The 18,603-nt window shown below is 44.6% G+C and carries 18 protein-coding genes; all 18 read right to left on the reverse strand.

Annotation, left to right across the window (positions count from 1 at the left end; translation table 11 throughout):
• Window position 1 precedes the first annotated feature (1 nt).
• The 18 genes from mreD to L3V23_RS19880 all read right to left on the reverse strand — a co-directional run bounded on the left by mreD (window position 2) and on the right by L3V23_RS19880 (window position 18,598).
• Window positions 2-490, reverse strand: a complete 489-nt coding sequence (gene mreD, locus L3V23_RS19795) for a rod shape-determining protein MreD (protein WP_042489304.1) — start codon at window positions 488-490, stop codon at window positions 2-4.
• The gene (gene mreC / locus L3V23_RS19800) at window positions 480-1,367 is read right to left on the reverse strand and encodes a rod shape-determining protein MreC (protein WP_102955313.1); all 888 of its coding nucleotides are present in this window, start codon (window positions 1,365-1,367) and stop codon (window positions 480-482) included. Before mreC ends, mreD begins: the two co-directional genes overlap by 11 nt.
• 49 nt (window positions 1,368-1,416) lie before the next feature.
• Window positions 1,417-2,460, reverse strand: coding sequence for a rod shape-determining protein (locus tag L3V23_RS19805; protein WP_042489310.1), 1,044 nt, complete (start codon window positions 2,458-2,460; stop codon window positions 1,417-1,419).
• Window positions 2,461-2,609: 149 nt separating this feature from the next.
• Window positions 2,610-6,014: a DUF6701 domain-containing protein gene (locus L3V23_RS19810; RefSeq protein WP_102966974.1), complete on the reverse strand. Its 3,405-nt coding sequence runs from the start codon at window positions 6,012-6,014 to the stop codon at window positions 2,610-2,612.
• A 5-nt stretch (window positions 6,015-6,019) separates the two neighbouring features.
• Window positions 6,020-6,469 carry an MSHA biogenesis protein MshP gene (locus L3V23_RS19815; protein ID WP_237292798.1) on the reverse strand — a complete coding sequence of 150 codons (450 nt, stop codon included), beginning with the start codon at window positions 6,467-6,469 and terminating at the stop codon, window positions 6,020-6,022.
• Window positions 6,459-7,157 carry a prepilin-type N-terminal cleavage/methylation domain-containing protein gene (locus L3V23_RS19820; RefSeq protein WP_102966972.1) on the reverse strand — a complete coding sequence of 233 codons (699 nt, stop codon included), beginning with the start codon at window positions 7,155-7,157 and terminating at the stop codon, window positions 6,459-6,461. Before L3V23_RS19820 ends, L3V23_RS19815 begins: the two co-directional genes overlap by 11 nt.
• Window positions 7,157-7,699: a type II secretion system protein gene (locus L3V23_RS19825; protein WP_102966971.1), complete on the reverse strand. Its 543-nt coding sequence runs from the start codon at window positions 7,697-7,699 to the stop codon at window positions 7,157-7,159. Before L3V23_RS19825 ends, L3V23_RS19820 begins: the two co-directional genes overlap by 1 nt.
• Entirely contained in the window at window positions 7,699-8,178 is a 480-nt protein-coding gene (locus L3V23_RS19830) for a type II secretion system protein (protein WP_102964271.1), read from the reverse strand. The genes L3V23_RS19825 and L3V23_RS19830 overlap by 1 nt, the downstream gene beginning before the upstream one ends.
• Before the next feature lie 108 nt (window positions 8,179-8,286).
• Window positions 8,287-8,778, reverse strand: coding sequence for a prepilin-type N-terminal cleavage/methylation domain-containing protein (locus L3V23_RS19835; protein WP_102966970.1), 492 nt, complete (start codon window positions 8,776-8,778; stop codon window positions 8,287-8,289).
• 30 nt (window positions 8,779-8,808) lie between these two features.
• Window positions 8,809-9,378 carry a type II secretion system protein gene (locus tag L3V23_RS19840; protein ID WP_102966969.1) on the reverse strand — a complete coding sequence of 190 codons (570 nt, stop codon included), beginning with the start codon at window positions 9,376-9,378 and terminating at the stop codon, window positions 8,809-8,811.
• Between the two features lie 114 nt (window positions 9,379-9,492).
• A complete protein-coding gene (locus L3V23_RS19845) occupies window positions 9,493-10,716 on the reverse strand; it encodes a type II secretion system F family protein (protein WP_042489329.1) in 1,224 nt (407 codons plus the stop codon).
• A gap of 24 nt (window positions 10,717-10,740) precedes the next feature.
• Window positions 10,741-12,465, reverse strand: coding sequence for a GspE/PulE family protein (locus L3V23_RS19850; RefSeq protein WP_102966968.1), 1,725 nt, complete (start codon window positions 12,463-12,465; stop codon window positions 10,741-10,743).
• Entirely contained in the window at window positions 12,455-13,633 is a 1,179-nt protein-coding gene (locus L3V23_RS19855) for a tetratricopeptide repeat protein (RefSeq protein WP_102966967.1), read from the reverse strand. The genes L3V23_RS19850 and L3V23_RS19855 overlap by 11 nt, the downstream gene beginning before the upstream one ends.
• Entirely contained in the window at window positions 13,633-14,475 is an 843-nt protein-coding gene (locus tag L3V23_RS19860) for an AAA family ATPase (RefSeq protein WP_102967003.1), read from the reverse strand. The genes L3V23_RS19855 and L3V23_RS19860 overlap by 1 nt, the downstream gene beginning before the upstream one ends.
• A gap of 5 nt (window positions 14,476-14,480) precedes the next feature.
• Window positions 14,481-16,160, reverse strand: a complete 1,680-nt coding sequence (gene mshL / locus L3V23_RS19865; protein ID WP_102966966.1) for a pilus (MSHA type) biogenesis protein MshL — start codon at window positions 16,158-16,160, stop codon at window positions 14,481-14,483.
• Between the two features lie 14 nt (window positions 16,161-16,174).
• A complete protein-coding gene (locus L3V23_RS19870) occupies window positions 16,175-16,519 on the reverse strand; it encodes an MSHA biogenesis protein MshK (protein ID WP_237292800.1) in 345 nt (114 codons plus the stop codon).
• The gene (gene gspM / locus L3V23_RS19875; RefSeq protein ID WP_102966965.1) at window positions 16,512-17,153 is read right to left on the reverse strand and encodes a type II secretion system protein GspM; all 642 of its coding nucleotides are present in this window, start codon (window positions 17,151-17,153) and stop codon (window positions 16,512-16,514) included. Before gspM ends, L3V23_RS19870 begins: the two co-directional genes overlap by 8 nt.
• On the reverse strand, window positions 17,150-18,598 hold the full coding sequence (locus L3V23_RS19880) for an MSHA biogenesis protein MshI (protein ID WP_102966964.1): 1,449 nt from the start codon (window positions 18,596-18,598) through the stop codon (window positions 17,150-17,152). The genes gspM and L3V23_RS19880 overlap by 4 nt, the downstream gene beginning before the upstream one ends.
• Between the last annotated feature and the right edge of the window lie 5 nt (window positions 18,599-18,603).

Consider the following 18,603-nt stretch of genomic DNA (forward strand, 5'->3'; position numbering starts at 1 on the left):
TCTATTTTATGTGCCAATGACGTCGAACTCGACGCAGCAATAAAAACATCCATGGCCAAAGTATACAGCTAATTAAACCACTCCAGAGAGATAATGGGTTAAATGTGACATCCTGAATGAGATATTCTCCAAAGAAAATCAACACTTCAAGCGCCATAGCGAGCAGACCAACCACAAAAGCTTGCTGCCAAAGTGCCATATTTCGCATCACTAGGAAGTTCATGGCGACAATGTAAATCACGATGGACATCATCATCCCTCGGATACCGAGAGTCGAGCCTAATAACAGATCCCAAAGAAGACCTAGCACCAGAGCAGAGCCCACATTGACACGGTGAGGCAGAGCAAGAACCCAGTAACAGGTCACCAACAAGATCCATGATGGTCTCAACAGATCAAGGGAACCCGGCCAAGGGATCGTCTGGAAAATTAAGGCACACAGGAAAGAGCCCCAAATAACAAATCGGCCTCCCCAATCACTACTGCCCATCTGTTACGCCCTCTTCAATATCTTCTGGGTTTGCGAGTAATACTTTTTGTTGGCGGTCTTCATTCGGCCAAATCAATAACAGGTAACGTAAGCGATCAAAATCGACTACAGGCTTAGCTTTTATCGAGGCAAATTCGCGACGTGTATCTTTATCAACATCGGTAATGTAAGCCACCGGATATCCTTCCGGATAAACACCACCAAGACCAGACGTTACCAGCATGTCACCGACATCGATATCGGTACTGGTTGGAATATGCTCTAACTGGATTTCGTCACTTTGTCCGTTACCGGAAGCGATCACTCGAATATCGTTGCGGATATTCTGCACAGGAATAGCATTGTTCGGGTCGATAAGCAGTAATACACGGCTGTTGTGCGCGGCAACAAACGTTACCTGTCCGACAATACCTTTCTCATTGATAACAGGCTGACCTTCGTAGACGCCGTCCGTTCTGCCTTTATCAATCACCACCTGATGGCGATATGGTGATGTATCAACAGCCATTACTTCTGTAACAACTTTCTTCTCATCACGGACAAATTCAGACCCAAGCAATTTACGTAAACGCTGGTTTTCTTCACGGTATTGATCAAGCAGGGTTAAGTCGCTTTTAAGCGTCATCACTTCACGTTTAAGATTTTGATTCGAACTCAACAGTTGATCACGAGTACTGAACAGAGAGTAAAAATCGTTAAACATGGTACGCGGCAAATCTGCAGCATACTGAATAGGCGCTACTAGGCTATTGAGCAAATAACGTACATTTGCGAATGCTCCTAAACGACTATCAGCCAGCATTAGGCTGGCTGATAACATGACCGCGAAGAACAGTCGTTGTTGGAGAGATGGTCCTCGACCAAATATTGGCTTCATCTTATAACAATCCTATTGGGCACCTCGTTACAAGGTGCCTGACAAGCCATTACTCATCGCTGAACAGATCACCGCCATGCATATCGATCATTTCTAGAGCTTTACCGCCGCCACGAGCCACACAAGTTAGTGGTTCTTCAGCGATCACAACAGGAATGCCGGTTTCTTCCGTTAATAGACGATCAAGATCTTTCAGTAGTGCACCACCACCAGTCAGAACCATACCGTTTTCAGAGATATCAGAAGCCAGTTCTGGTGGACATTGCTCAAGCGCAACCATCACAGCAGAAACGATACCCGTTAGCGGCTCTTGCAGTGCTTCCAAAATTTCGTTTGAGTTTAGTGTAAAGCTACGTGGAACCCCTTCAGCGAGGTTACGGCCACGAACTTCAATTTCCATCACTTCATCGCCAGGGTAAGCCGAACCGATTTCGTGCTTAATTTTCTCAGCGGTTGCTTCACCGATTAAGCTGCCGTAGTTACGACGAACATAGTTGATGATAGCTTCATCAAAACGGTCACCACCGATACGAACAGAAGAAGAGTAAACAACACCGTTCAATGAGATAACTGCAACTTCAGTTGTACCACCACCGATATCGACCACCATTGAACCTGTTGGCTCAGAAACACGTAGGCCAGCACCAATTGCTGCTGCCATTGGTTCATCAATAAGGTGCACTTCGCGTGCGCCTGCACCTAGTGCAGATTCACGAATCGCACGGCGCTCAACTTGAGTGGAACCACAAGGAACACAAACAAGTACGCGTGGGCTTGGTTTTAGGAAACTGTTGTCATGCACTTGACGAATAAAATGCTGAAGCATTTTTTCAGTCACGTAGAAGTCAGCAATAACACCATCTTTCATCGGACGAATTGCAGAGATATTACCCGGCGTACGACCTAACATTTGCTTAGCTGCATGACCGACAGCCGCTACAGTTTTTCCACCACGGCCTTTGTCTTGGCGAATAGCAACTACAGATGGTTCATCAAGGACAATGCCTTGACCTTTAACATAAATAAGAGTGTTGGCAGTACCTAAGTCAATTGATAGGTCGTTTGAAAACATGCCACGAAGTTTTTTGAACATATTCTTCGTTCATCCTGCAAGAATTGAAGATAAAAATTGCACTAAATGTACCAACGCCTTGCCGTCACAGCAAGGCATTGACGCATAAACATGGACTCAAACACGCAATTTCTAACATATTCCTAACTTAGGTTAAGAAAAATTGCTTGCTATTGTCCTGTTAGCCCACTTTCCCCTCGGAAAATAATGCGGTCATTGCCACGATAGACCCCGAAAGTCACAACGGCGGACGGATCTTCATCGCCCCGATCGCGCCAGTTGTATTGTAACCAAGGTTGATTTGTATAACTTGTACCACAGCTTACATTCATTTCTGATAATTGTGGTGAAGTATCTGACATTCTGAGCCAAAAACGAATTTGCTCCCTCAAAGAGCTGGCATCCATATTAGAATGCGGCTTAGCAGAAAGCTTATTGCTAACACCATTTTTTACTGCAACGGCAGAATCCGCACCTTGAAGTGATGCACTCGAAGCCGAACCAGAACCGGACCAAACCGTTTGCTTACAAACATACCCACCCAGAGAGACAAACGTCGAACCAGAGTCTTGCTCGTTTTCTATAAACCGCGAGCCATTCCAGTATTCGGTGCGCAGAGGAATATAAATGGTACTGGTTGAGGTTCCGCCCACATCATCGAGTACCATGCGACCGTAACGGATATCGGGTTGAGCTGAAAACGGCTTACCTGTGTCCAAGGTAACGCCTGAACTGTTGAGCTCTAAGTTAGGTGCTTCTGATGTTTTGAAATCCACACCATCGACTTTCACACCTGATGAATTTGCAGTCACACGAAGTCCAAATCCATCTTCATACGGGCCGTCTGCACGGGTAATTAAAGGACTAGAGGAGGTTTGTAACTTGTTAAATTGAAATGGTGCATCACTCACCTGCAACTGAGCACCAGACCATTGACTGCCGCCATCCCAGAAATGCAGATCATAATCTTCGACACGAGAACCGAATTCACTGTTGTCATCAGAAGTGTCAACCGTAAGAAGCTTCACATCCGCAATCAGGCTCGGACTAAAACTGCTGTAGTTGGTCGTCGCCCCGCCCTGCATATTTTGTGCTTCAACGACAAAATCATAGGCAATGGGCTGCCCCATATACATAAATTCATCATGGTTTGATGAGTAGTTCCAGTTGTTGCTGATAAGCGATAACCACGCAGGATAGAAACGGCCAATGTCTCGATATCCCTGATTGATATTCATGCCCAAATAGCTTGCCTGAGTATCAGCATTTACACGTAGAACACCGACTTCACTCCACGCTAAACCGCTAAATGGCAAGTAGCTATTGCTAACACCTTCGCTGTTGCTAAGCGCGAGCGTTCCTGACAATGTTCCATCCGCACCGTCACTTGGTTGGGCAACAGTATGAGTCAGTTCAACAGTGGAGTTCAGCTCACTACCTGCAATGAAAAAATTCTGTGTAACGGGAGAGCTACAGTAACTCGACGTTTCTATGGCTTCACTACCACTGACAGGATCACTGTCATTGCCCGTCGTTGAAACCCAACGCAATGGCCGAACATTTAGTGCAAAAGCATTCCCAGCCGGGGTAAAGCCAGCGCTGGAAGCATCACTAATATTACCGTTCATGGACGCATTATCTGGTGAGCAAAGTGCGAATGTCCAAGGACGGGAGTAAACCGTGAACTGGCCTTTTAGCGTACCGCTGCCTTCAATTGGGCAGTTATCAAACCCAGTACAATTAAAATTGCTGTCTTCAAGTGTTACTGTGACTTGCCCAGAATCATCCAGAGTCAGCTCGCTGCTTGCCTCACCCTCAGTAAATTGCGGCGCATAGGTTAAATCACCAATACCGTTAATTGGGGCGACCCACGCCGATAGCTTTGCAGTCAAAGCGCCGTTATAACCTACATCCACCACCTCACCGCTACTGCAAGCCAGTGTTTTGGCGCTCACGGTTTGCGGTTTATTGGCAATCACATACTGGTCATCAACGGCAATTTTATATGGCACAAACTGATAGTTGCCAGCAACCGAAGCCACGTCCGAATAACCGTCAAGACTAGCGTTCACCGAGACACTTTGGCTTTTTCCACTACTGGATAAGGTGATGTTGCCTTTTCCACCAAAGAGAGCTACTTCTTTCTCTACACCATTAATAGTAACCGAAGCTGTGCCACTAAAATCACTGGCTAATGATCCATCAGACATGACAGACAAAGTGATGGGTAAATCTTCGCATACGAGTGCAACATCTAATACGGGCGAAAGCTCAAGGGTGTAATCTTCTTCAACGTTCCCCCCCGTTAGGCAAGCTCCCTCACCAATAATATTGATGTTTTGCGTAGACATTGTCAGCGAGTTAGCCGTAATCGCTCCTCGGATCGTGACTGGATTACTAAAGGTTACTCTGTCTGCTAATATCTGCGCCGCAAAGTCGATGTTGGGCGTGCTAAATACCAGTGATGCTGAAGGTCCGTAGATAATGAGATCTTTCTTGCCACCTACATCGATAGTATCAACGGCATTATTCTGAGTAAGGGAAGTGACAAGATTGAGAATAACATCGGAGTGAACCTTCAATGTTCCACCATTGAAGCTTACCGAACCCAAAATATAGTTCCCAGAGTGAAATATCGTTTCTACACTCCCTCCTGATATATAGCTCTGAATAGCAGGTCCAGTACCATTGTTTATTGGTTTAAAATTGATAACAAAATGTTTGTCAGACGAAGAGTACTCCTCAACATTCAGTGACTGCAATGATCCCAAAATATCGACATACACAGTACCGTTAGATTCGGAGAATTGACAATTCTGTGCCAAAGTACAGTTTGATGTGTAATTCCAAGCAGTAATAGACAGATTGACTTTGCTATCAAAACTCACATCTATGGGTTCAGGAGTTTCAACTTTAGGCGCACCACCAATACAACTACCCACTTCACACGCTCCCGGCAGGCCAGCCTGATAAGAAAAAATATCATAGCTTGTTTTTAATTTTCCATCAGATAAGTAAGCACTAACGTACTCTGCAGACCATCCTGTAATAATGCTATTCGAGTTTTGGATATTGAGCGAGGATCCTGATTTCCAACTTTGTGCGGGTTCAGGGAAATACTTACAAAGATCTGGTGAAACTTCAGGTTCTTTAATCCCGTCCTGACAAGAGAAACTTACATCGTCATTATCAGATAAAACATGAATATTCCCTTGATGGACGTATCCATAATAAATTTCAGGTTGGTTCCAACTTCCACCTATAGGTTTCTTGTAGTACTTGAGAATACCATTATCAGCATCGTTAATAATTCGGATGGCATATTGCAAGCCATTGATTAACTGATCTTCTTTAAAGATATAATTCAGACCACTATCGGATGCACTTCCGGTGTACCATAAAACTTCCGTTTTTTTGTAGCCAAAGTTCGTTACATATATTTCTTGTGGGGTTGGTTTACCAGTAACAATCACTTCGATGGTGAAATTATTATGACCTTGAAAGTCACATCGATTCGCAGCGAATAGCGAGCTACTAAACAATAAGATAGTAAGGTAGAAAAAAAACTTCCTCACAACTACTACTCCTTCACCCAAACTTCTTGCTTACGCTCAACCTGATACTGCCCGCTGCCACACACAGCGATGCTCTCAACTTTGTAATAATTAACGGAATCTAGTGCTCCCAGTGAATAACACTGAGTATTCACAGAACAACCTGCAAATTGAGTCATCAAGTTATTTGCCTTAGTTTGCACATTTCCCCAGTTGTTAAGACACACATTAGCAACCATGCTGTTAGCCGTGTTCAATGGATACAACTGAGTAAGTGCTAACTCATTCACTGAGTGAGCAACAAACCATGCTCTTGTTCCCAACAGATCTTTCGATAGAGCATCTCGGTTTGACCATTCCATACGAGCAAGCGCATTGGCAAGAAAGCCCATCACCACAATCACAAAGATAGCAACGATATAGAGATTGCCAGCCTGCTTTTTAACGCTAGGGAACATACGTTTTCTATGGAACATTCAGCACCTGCACATCAATATCAAAGTGGCTGGATTCGCCATTTTGAGCAAAAGTTAATGCCAGATGCACCACGCCACCTCTTTGCAGTGTGGGTTGTGCGTAACTGAACTCTCCCGTATTAACGCTATCGGCGACTTGGATACCATTACGAGTCACGCTTTGTGCAGAAAAATCTAAGCAATAACTCACCAAATCTTTGTATATGAACTGCCTTTGGGCAACCGACTGACTCGGTAACGGAGAAGAAAGAGTAAAAGTGGTGTTGCTACCGCTCAATGGGAAGTTCGTATTTTGCCCCACAGCAAAATCCATTTGTCTCGACGGATTAATAATCATCCTTAACCCATCAAAACTAGAGGGAGCTGGTGTATTACCAACAATAAAACTCATGGTCTTATTCTCACTGCCGGATAAAGCATAAAAACCTGAATAAACAATAGGATAAAACGATAAGCATTGCTGTCCGGCAGAACTACTAACAGCAAAGCTGTTTGGTACTGCGTGGCGAATTTCACGGGTCATTTTTTCTAATACAAATTTGGCTTGAGTCTGCAATCTTTGCCTTGCTACGGTATCGGAATAGCCTTTACTGCCCAGTTCCACAAACCCCGCAATACCCAAAACCAAAATAGCGCCCACCACCATGGTCAAGACCATTTCAACCAGAGTGAAACCACGAACTTTCATTAGTAGTTTCCTCGAAAACCAGTGAAATCGAACTCACCGTAACGCCCAGTATCAATCTTGATCTGGATTTTCTTCATGGTCGCGGTGTCGTAGTTAACATCGATTGTTACCGTGAAGTGCGCATACTTACTCGCTATCTCAGTGCCCAGAATATTGCTAAGAGGGTACCCTGAACCTCCACAATCGTTCGTGCTGTCTGTCCACCAGCAACCGATGTAGTCATCAACATCGTTGAACTGAGCGGGGTTACTTTCGCCAGAATCACGTCCCAATGTAGTAGAACATGGGTTAGCTACCCCATTCCTGTCCGGTTCACCACAGCGATATAGGCCACCATCAAAATCACTGGTGTTATCAAAGCCTCGAGCAAGAATTTGGCTCATCAGGCTTTGCCCTAAGTTAGCAGCACGAGTTTGATAATGTGGTGTCGCAGAGCGCTCAATTTGAGGGTAAAGAAAACTCACAAGTGTCACCATGGCAAACCCAAGGATCACCATAGCCATAATACTTTCAACCAGCGTAAATCCGTTGCTACGTTTCATCAGCAACTTCCTTTCGCCACATAGCCTTCCGAGTTCAAACATAGTGATGTCGAGTTTGCAGATGAGGCAATATTGATTGTCACGCCATTAGACGCACCACCTAAAGGATTACCCAACAGGCTAAATTCAATAACGGAAAGAGAAGGCGAGCTGGTGAATGTGAGTTCATCATTCCGCAACAAGTCACTTCTTCGGTCATCATTAGCAGAGCTGCATGCCTGTACTGAGCCGATACAGTGGTTGGTTATTTGCAAAGCATAATCACTGTTTGCTGAAGTGGATGATAAGTTGGATTGCATTCGGTCAATTTGAATTTGACGAATAATAGAGATGATTTGCTCTTGTGCGGCAAACGCAGAAACACTGGAAATACCGGAAAAACGGCTGGCAGCATAAACAGATAGAATTGATACAAGCAGTATTACCACGATCAGTTCAACTAAGGTAAAACCTCGCATTCGTTGCTGGTGTCTCTGCATTGGCTTGCTCACCATGTTAGCCAGTAAGTATTTAAAATTTTAGGTGGAATGGCGCAGAACCCGAAGTTTCTGCGCAAATTCCAAAAATACTAGGGAAAAGCTAATTTCTTAACATCCAGTATCCACAACTTCAGTTTTAGCAGCCTCAGTTACATCTCTAGATTTAGCTGCCGTATATTTTACGTAGCATGTTGTAGGTGCCGCTGTTAACGTATTAGAAGTAGAAGATGAAGATGGGAACGTTGCATAATACACAGGAGGTGTCGCTGATGGGTCAGGATATACAGCCCAGTCCGTCGTTAAACCAATAACCGCATTAGCAATACCCGTAGCATCTGCTGTTGGGTAACCAAAAGCAGTTGTTACATTATCCACTTTTACATCTGTACCGGCCGCTTTAGTTTCAATCCCAGCAATAGCTGCTTTACCGTAAACAATGCCCGCAGCCCCATTCATTGCACCTCTTAAACCTTGAAGCGCAGATTTACGTGCATCACCTTGTAGGTTTAGGAAACGAGGAGCAGCCGTCACTGCAAGGATACCCAGAATTACAATGACTACGACCAATTCGATAAGGGTGAAACCACCTTGTCTTTTCATGAACTATCTCTCTTTCTAACAAGCTAAAAATTAATTGAAAGTGACCGCTACGCGACCAGTTTTTATGTTGTAAACAAACTGATGTGCACTGCTCTTTTCTTGTTGTATATAGGTACAACTAGCATTGGCATTATCAGCGATGGCTGAATATTGCAGTGAGGCATCACTACTTACTTCAGCGGCTGTCCCTACCTTTGGAGAGCTATGAAGCAAGTTCTCCATCAAATCCACACAGGTTTGATCAGTAATCGTTTCCGAATAAACGCTTTGTCTTAAAGCTAGCGGATAACCATCACTGAATCCCGTACTGCTGCCTGCACTCGTTTTTGAACGAGTGAGCCAAAACTCCACACCGTCATAGTCGACGAGGTTATATTTTTCACCACCAGATATTACCGATGGCCTAGCCTGAGCTTCCCATTGAGTCCGTGCAGCGACTACAGCGGATGAATAACCGCTGGCAACACCTTGAATACTCGCCTCTCTTGCATCATCAATCGTACCTAATAACCTAGGTAAAGCCGTCACAGCTAATAAGGCGACAATAACGATAACAATGATTAATTCGAGTAAAGAAAAACCCGGCACTCTCTTATTCATTTTAGAACCAATACCTCTTCAGCAGAGGAATTATACCTACCCTCATACGGAATATCGCATGCGCTACGTCAATAAAACATTAAAGCCAATGTTTTTAAAGGATTTTTTAACCACTTATCCTTTCATCGCATCCATCATATTCCACATAGGCAAGAAAATACCCAAAGCCAGAATCAATACCATACCAGCAACAATCACCAGTAAAATCGGCTCAATCCGAGCGGTTAAGGTTTTTAAGTCATAATCCACTTCTCGGTCATAAAAATCCGAGACTTCCAGCAACAACTCATCAATTCGCCCCGTTTCTTCGCCTACAGAGATCATCTGAATCACCAGAGGCGTAAAAATATTGGCATTAATGGCCGTTGATGAAACGCTGCTACCAGCTTCAATTGCAGATTTCATTTCCATTAAGCGAGCTTCGAGGAATTTATTATCCAAAGCCTCAGCTGACAATGCCAAAGACTGATTTAACGGAACGCCTGAGTGCAACATCAGAGAAAAGGTACGTGAGAATCGAGATAACTGTGCTCGATTGACGATTCCGCCAACTATCGGCATTCGTAAACGAAACTTATCCCAACGTTCTCTTCCTTTTGATGTCCCCAACCAAGATCGAAAACCGAAAAACGCTATCGCCATTGCTACCAGCATAAACATCCAGTAGTTGACGAAAAAGTTCGACATACCAATCAAAATTCTGGTTGGCAAAGGCAAGTCCACACCAAAGCGATTAAACATGGTCGCAAACTGCGGTATTACCTTGACGTTCAAAATGAACATAGCAATAACAATAAAGCCAATAACAAAAGTGGGATAACGCATTGCGGTCTTAATTCGCTTACGGGTTTCCACTTCTTGTTCATAGTAGTTCGCCAATTGCAGCAGAGCTTGATCCAATCGACCAGTGTTCTCACCCACATGCACCATAGATACAAACAGTGAGCTAAACACTTTCGTATGCATCTGCATCGCAGCGGAAAGACTGCGACCATTGGTCACTTCACTACAAATCTGTTCCAATGCATCTTTTAACTGCTTGTTTTCACAGTTCTGCGCCAGACCTCTCATTGAACGCAGTAAAGGCACGCCTGCTTTGGTTAAGCTGTACAGCTGGCGACAAAAAATCACCAAGACTTCCAGTGGGACAACTGGAGCAAACAACTCTTTCCAATCAATAGTGGCCATACCAACACCGGATGCCCCTTCACTAATAGAAGTAGGGATAATCCCTTTATTGATCAATGTTTCAGCAGCTACATCTTCGTTAACTGCTTCTAAGCTGCCTTTCGTAGCGCTGCCATCTAAATTGCGTCCTTGGTACTGATAAGTCGGCATACCTTTCCTTACAGATAATTGGCCTTACAGATAAATAGGCTCAGCGACTGTGTGAGCTTCACCTTCACCCAACGCCATGACCTCATCAATACTGACGATACCTTTAACTGCCAGCTCCATCGCTGATGCGAGCAAAGGCTTATAGTTCTCTGAAGCTCGGGCGGCTTTCGCAAAACCGATAGAATCATCAGCGCGCAATGCATCCATCATGTGGTGCTCTAGCTCAAGCATTTCGAAGACACCGATACGACCTTTATAACCCGTTAGGTTACAGTTCTGACAGCCTCGACCATGCACAAATTGTGAATTAACTTGGTTAGGAAAACGAACCGCAAGCCACTGCTTCTGAGCTTCATCCAACTCATCATACGTCTTACAATCTGGGCAAACTTTACGTACCAGACGCTGAGCAATCACAGCTCGAACAGCACTCGCGACCAAATAGCCAGGAGCCCCCATATCAATTAAACGTAATGCGGTTTCCACAGCATCATTGGTGTGCAAGGTACTCAAAACCAAGTGACCAGTTAGTGCGGCTCTCAAACCGATCTCCACCGTTTCTTGGTCTCGCATCTCACCGATCAGGATAATATCGGGATCCTGACGTAAGAAGGTTCTCAATAAAGTCGAGAAATCCAGACCAATGCGAGAGTTTACCTGTACTTGGTTGACTCGCGGCAGTCGGTATTCCACAGGGTCTTCTGCAGTAATGATTTTTTTGCCCACTTCATTCAGTTCACTTAGCGCGCCGTACAAAGTGGTTGTTTTACCCGAACCTGTCGGTCCAGTGACGAGGATCATACCATGTGGGCGCTTAAGCTGACGTCGGAAGCGCAGTAACAGCTTGTCAGGAATGCCTGATTTATCCAGCTCCCGAATACCAGAGGACTGGTTTAATAAACGCATTACAACCGATTCACCATATTGCACAGGCATTGTCGACATACGAATATCAACCGACTGCCCTTTAGCTCGGATGTTAAAGCGACCATCTTGCGGCAGACGTTTTTCAGAAATATCCAGATTCGCCATCAGCTTCAAGCGCGAAACAAGCGCTGATGCGATACCCACTTCGTTTAAAACCGTTTCATGAAGAATGCCATCCACACGCTGACGAATACGCAATATCTTTGAATCTGGCTCGATGTGAATATCCGACGCCCCCACCTGAATCGCATCTTCAAACAGCGAGTTAATCAGCTTAACAACCGTCACTTCTTCACTGTCATCATTAGCAATATCAAAGTCGAACGCTTCTGTAACTTGGTGTTCAGCCTGTAACTGTTCAGCGAAAGAGGCAATTTCTTTGGTACGGCGGTAATAACGGTCAAAACCATCCACCAGTTGCTTTTCTGGTGCGATAACAAACTCAAAGCTGTACTGAGACAGTTGGTTGAGAAGGGACTCCTGAGCAAACAAATCCGCAGGGTCACTCATTGCGACACGCAGAGTATCGCCATTGCGGCCAATCACTAGTGCACGCAGACGGCGTGCATGAACTTCGGAAAGCAGTTGTACCGCGTCAATATCGACCGTCGCACGGCTCAAATCAATCAGCGGAATCGCCAGTTGCTGAGACAAAAAGCTCAGCATTTGCTGTTCAGATAAGAAGCCTAACTCAATTAAGGTATCACCCAGCTTACGACCAGTATTCTTCTGAGCAGATAATGCCTGCCCAATCTGTTCGTCAGTAACAATGCCCTCTTCGACCAGCAAATCCCCCAGTCGTTTTCTTAACTTAATTTGCATTGTTGTTCTCCTCTAGGTGATTCAGCACATCTAGACGATTACGAATAAAGGCTTGCGACTGAATCGATACCCCAACCTTTGTTAACGCCTTTTGATAAGACGTTTTCGCCTCTTCTAACAAAAACGAACGCTCTTGCTGAATCGCTAAACCAAGCCACCAGCGACCATTGTTCGCCTCTTTCTCAGTAAGCTTCTGATAGCTTTCTAGTGCAATTTCATTCTGTTTCACTTTTTGCGCCAACGCCGCGCGTAATGAAAGGTACTCCACACTTACCGATGCAGGTAAATAAGCGAGCGGTGTTAATGCCGCTTCTGCTTGCTGCTCTTTCATCAGCAATTTTGACAACGCAATTCTCAAAGTTTCACCTTCAGGGTTTATTTCGATACCACGCTGCATCAAATCAAATGCTTTGCGCACTTCACCTTTACCGTAATACAACGCCGCCAATTTTTGACGTACAGATTCATTATCCGGCGTATAGCGAAGAGCCTCGCTGTAAGCACTGACAGCATTTTGAAAATCGCTAGAATCCATTGCTTTATTTGCTCGGGAAATTGCTTTTTCTGCCAGTTTTTCAGGGCTCATTTCTACCTGTTCAATGGTTACCGTGTTCTCTTGTGCACTTTTCGATTCTGAAGATACCATTACAGGCACCTGAGTTACTGAACTTGAGTTCACTGGTGCAGAAGTGGTATTGCTCGCTAACAACACAGGCTTTTGAATGCGTGTTTGATTCCTTGCCGCCTCATTTGAAGCAATGGTCTTTGGCGTTGAGATTGCTGGTTCAACAGGCTGTGCAATATTGGTAGCTTCTGTCGCTTCTTCTGTAACTTGACGAGATTCCAATATCGGCTCTTCAATCGGCGCGGAGTGATAAACCACCACTGATGCTTGGTTTACTTTCTGTGTTGGAGAAGCAACAACAGGAGCAGGTTCAACAAACGCCTTTACTTGTATTGGCTGATTAAGCACTTGGGTATTTTGAACGTCGAGAGCTTGCTGTGACACAGCCCAACCGCCAACCGCTAAACTCAAACCAAATCCTGCCATCATCCATACCCAGATAGGACGCGTTTTGATTGGCTCAACGTGCGCTTTTTCTATTGGATCAAGTGATGATTGCTGCTTATCGGCAAGTTGAGATAAAGCTTTGTTCATAACACTCATCAATGGCTCCATCCCCAGATAACTGGAGTTTTATGTTTGGGTTTACAAGTATCGTACGTATCGTGAATAGCAGTGTATAGATGCTGGTTCTTGACCTGTTTGGTCTGTTCGTAAAACGCGAGCAACAGGGTTTTATGGCACACCTGATTGATAAGTCGAGGTGTGCCCTGACACGCTTTCCAAATAACTTTCTTCTGATTCAAACTGAACAGCGCACCTTCATAGCCTGATTTAGACAGTCGATTGTCAATATAAGCAACGGTTTCAGCCATATCTAATGGTCTTAACTTGGCACTAAAAGTAATTCGCTGACGGAATTGCCTTAAATGGTATTGTTCAAGTCTTTCATCCAGTTCTGGCTGACCAATCAAAACCAGTTGTAATAACTTGGTTTGTTCGGTCTCCAGATTGCCAAACAACCGCAACACTTCCAACGCTTCATCAGAAAGCGCTTGGGCTTCATCCAGTAAAGCAACCACTCTTTTACCACTGGTATGGAATTCAATGAGTCGCTCTTGAATTGCTTCGACCAAACCAACTTTTGAACTGTCATTGATGTTCAGTTCTTTTGCTATCGCCGTACGTAAATCGTCACCATTCAAGGCTGGATTAGGCAAATATATCAGCTGGACATACTCTTTAAGATGAGTCAGCAACATCCGACACACCATGGTTTTTCCCGTTCCGATTTCACCAGTTACTTTTATGACACCTTCACCCATTTGCAGAGCCGCGCTGACGGTTTGAATCGCTTCATAATGCGGGTCTAGCCCCAGAAACAAACCAGTATCAGGCGTTAATTGAAAAGGCTGTTGTGTAAAACCAAAGTGCTCCAAATACATATTCATTACTCAGAGTCAGGGAACCACTCCTGCAACAAATCACGTGAGCGCTCCAACTCTTTTTGCCACGTATTGACACCAACTACCGTTGGTTTTAGCAAGATGACCAATTCTGTTTTCTGTGTCACTTGAGATGTGTTGCGAAACGCATGCCCTAACACTGGGATGTCCCCTAAAAACGGGACTTTCGATGTTTGGTTCAAGGTATTGGTTTTCATCAGACCACCAATTACAACCACATCGCCATCTTTGGCACGAATTACAGAGTCAGATTCGCGGATAGAGCTTTTCGCCAGCGGCAGAGAAATCACTTTGTTGTTGTAAGTGATGGTTTTGTTCTGTTGCTCCACTTCAATAACAGCAGGGTGAACATGCAGCAGTACATGGCCTTTGTCGTCAATTTGAGGAGTTACATCCAGTGAAATACCCGAGAAAAATGGCGTCAGTTCCACATCAGGAGATGCTTCAGAATTATCGCCATTACCAACGACACTGGATAAATCGGTAACGTAATACTCATCCGTCCCCACTTTGATCACTGCTTTCTGGTTATTTGCAGCGGTAACGCGAGGGCTTGATAGCACATTTAAGTCGCCTTGCGTTGCCATAAAGCTCAATACCGACTCAAAGCTGCCACTCGACATAACAATGTTGGTTTGCCCGCCCAGTAGTGTACCAATAGTGTCAATACCGGGTAGCGCAGCAATGGTACCTAGACCCTTGCTGATTGCAGAGCCAGCGCCCGATGTGTCACCAGTACCAATTCGGTAGTTAACACCATTAGAGGTAAACATCTTGCTCCAGTTAATTCCTTGCTGGTAGCCGTCATTTAAAGTGACCTCTAGAATCTTCGCTTCCATAATCACTTGGCGATGCATACGCTCTTGAGAAATACCTAAAAATCGGCGAACTTCGCGAATTTGATCTGGATACGCACGCAACGTAATCACACTCGCTTGCGGTGTTACAACCACGCTTTGACCACGACCAGAGCCCACCAACTGGGCTACAGCGGTTTGTAGCTGTGGCCAGAAATCACTCTCGCTCAACGTTTCAATCTCTGTACCACCTCGGTCCGACGTAGCATTACTATCACTGTTGTTCGAATTATTGTTATTCGAACTACTTGAAGACGAAGAAGAGCTGTCGCTTGAAGAATTGGTGTCCGTATTGGTAATAGTACCTGTAGTGATGGTTGTCAGTGAGCGACCACTTCGTTTAAATTGCAGGTAATCAACAGGGATAGTCACCGTGCGTAAGCCCGCTGGATAAACTTGGATAACCTTACCGACTTTTTCAATTTGGTAACCGTAAAGATCGCGAACCACATCTAACACTTCATCAAGTGTGACTTCCGATAAATTGACAGTGACAGTGCCATCCACCATTGGATGAATTGCAACACTGTATTCAGTGCCTTTTACTAAGCTGGTAAAAAAAGCTTTCGCCTGAACGCCGTTCGCCTGAATACGAAAACGCTTCAAGCTAGGATCCGATGTCGCGATTGCTCCGTCCATATCAGGCATAAGATCCGCTTCTACCGATGGCGGTAGATTTTCTAAATTGCGGCTATTCGCTTCATTAATAGCCTGATTCAGCGACTGTTTGGCTTCCACTGGGTCACGATGCCCCATAGAGCAGCCCACTAAACCCACCATCACTACGCCGATGATCATATTACGCATATGAATTCTTAACCTTATTTCTTAATGTCCAGAGAGAACAGCTTCAAAGTCCAACTTTTACTGCCTTGCTTAAGTTCGACCTGCAATGGCGTGACTTTAGACACTTTATAGCCAGACACACTATCGCCCTTGTCCACGACCTTATCATTTAAAATGGCATAGCATTGATTATCATCTTTACAAACAATGCTTTGCAGTTCAGGTACAGGTACGTTTCTTTTTGCTTTTTTAACTTGTTCTGTTTTCATCCAACCTAATGGCGCGGTTGGATCTTGTTCTTGGCTCGCCGAGACAGAAACCGAAACGGCAGCAAGTATCATTAACCACCATGCCTTATTTAGCATCGATATCCTAGCCACCGATAAACTCCTCACGGGTTCCAAGTGTGTAGACTTCTAATACCAACTTGGCATTAGGGTAGGTTTCAACTTGATAGTGAAAACTACGCCAATAATATTTCACAGGCAGGCTTTCTAACGCGTGCAAATAATCCCTGATAGCGAAATAAGTGCCATTCAGTTCCATCCGAACCGGATGTAGGAAATATTCGGCATTGCTATCTGTCTCATTAATTGGACTAGCTGGCAATGATGTCAAGCTCACTAATTTCAATTTAGCACTATGATCCAATACGCTTTGTAGCAAATTAGCCATCTGTGATGGTGAGACCAAATTACTCATAACTTCAGAAAGCTGCATAGACAGCTCCTGACTCTGCTGTTGCAGTTGTTCTAACTCTTTAATTATCTCTGCGTTGGGATCTTTAGCCAGTTCGCGCTGCAAAATGATGATTTCACTTTCCATTCGCTGATTAGCGGATTGCTGCGACATTAACTTCTGTTGGGCGTCTTTTCTCTGCTGCAATAGTGGGTCGATTAGCAGTGTCTGCAACACCATCGTAATCACAATCAAACCACAAATGGCGATTAACCACTTTTCGCGCGGAGCTCTGCCTTCGAACTGTTGACTCCATTTCTGCCAGCGTTCGTTCATTTCTCCACACCTCGTTTTGATTTCAATTCAAACGTCACTATGTCTTGCTCGTCACGACCAATCGTGAGTTGTTCGAAACTACGTCCAGTCAAACTCACTTCATCCTTAAATTGCGCAATCCATGTTGGTATAACGTTGGCATCTCTCGCCATACCTTTTACATCCAACGTTGCTTCATTTATCTCTATCTCACTTAAGCTAATATCACGGCGGGAAAGTTTTGCTAAACCATCCATCACTCCGGAATAGCCCAACTGTCGCGAAGCGTCATACTGGCCAATCGCAGCTAGTGATGCTTGCTGTGATTCAATCTCTTTCTTTAAACGAGCTGAAGCCGCCACTTTTTCTGCTGAAGGCAGATGCGCCGCATGCTTTTGTTTCAGCTCTCCAAGTTGCGCCGTCAGTTGGGTATTTTGTTGGTTGGCTTGTTTAAGTTGTTGCTGATATTGAATATTTTGAAATTGAAACCATGCAAAGAAGCATAGCATAACAACAGCAACAGCCCCCCAGACAGCAGTGATGGATGATAGCGTCATCAACTCTTTCTTTGGCTTCAGGTGCTCTTGATAAAAGTTGATCGCATCAGCAGGAACAAACAGTGCTTTTTCTGCCAACACTTGGCCAGAAACGATATGCTCAGCACCTTCAACCAGAGGGGCAACCTTGACACTTAAACGCTCACCCAATGCTTGAACGAGTTCAGCGTGTTCTTCTTCATCACAACACACTTTTAGCTGATGCAGAGAGGTGCCTTTGAAATGAGAAGACAAATAGTCGATTGAACGTTGCAGCTCTAGCGCAAGACCATCAAGTTGAAGTGCTGTACTAGCAACGCCTGTAATCGGTGCGACAACACCACGCAGTGTACGTTGGAAAATACAACGCTCATTGACGAACGCTTCTAATTTAAAATGGCTGCCTTTGCTGCGTTGCACTAATAAGTAATTTTTCAGCTCACCATTGTTTCGGCCCCAAACTTCTTGTTCAGGAACAACACTCTCGAGGCTACACCCCATACTCTCAAGTAAACTGCTCGCTTCTAAAACGACCTTTTTGTTAATCACGTAGGCTTGCGCCTTATTGCCGCCGTCGAGCGGGTAAGCATCCGCAATTACATCTGAAGATTTTTCGGTAATCAGGTCTTTTAACAAGAATGGCAGCGCACTTGACCACTCTTGCTGAGGAATAGATGGCTTATCAATTTGATAGCTTTGAAACAGTTGGGCGTGCAACACCACGTGAACACTCAACCCTTTCGCTCCGGCGGTAAGAAGAGCATTCACTAAAGCATTAGGCCAAGTATTATTGGCCAAAGGGTAATGTTCAGGCAAGGCAAGGGATTCTGATGACGAGAAATAAATCGCATCAGGTTGAACCACCGCAAACACTGCCATCTGCTTAGATTTTTTTCTGGTGAACCGCTTTAACAATGCTTCAATCTTCATTTATC

It is taken from the genome of Vibrio sp. A1-b2 (assembly GCF_021726015.1).
GTDB classification, from domain to species: domain Bacteria; phylum Pseudomonadota; class Gammaproteobacteria; order Enterobacterales; family Vibrionaceae; genus Vibrio; species Vibrio diazotrophicus.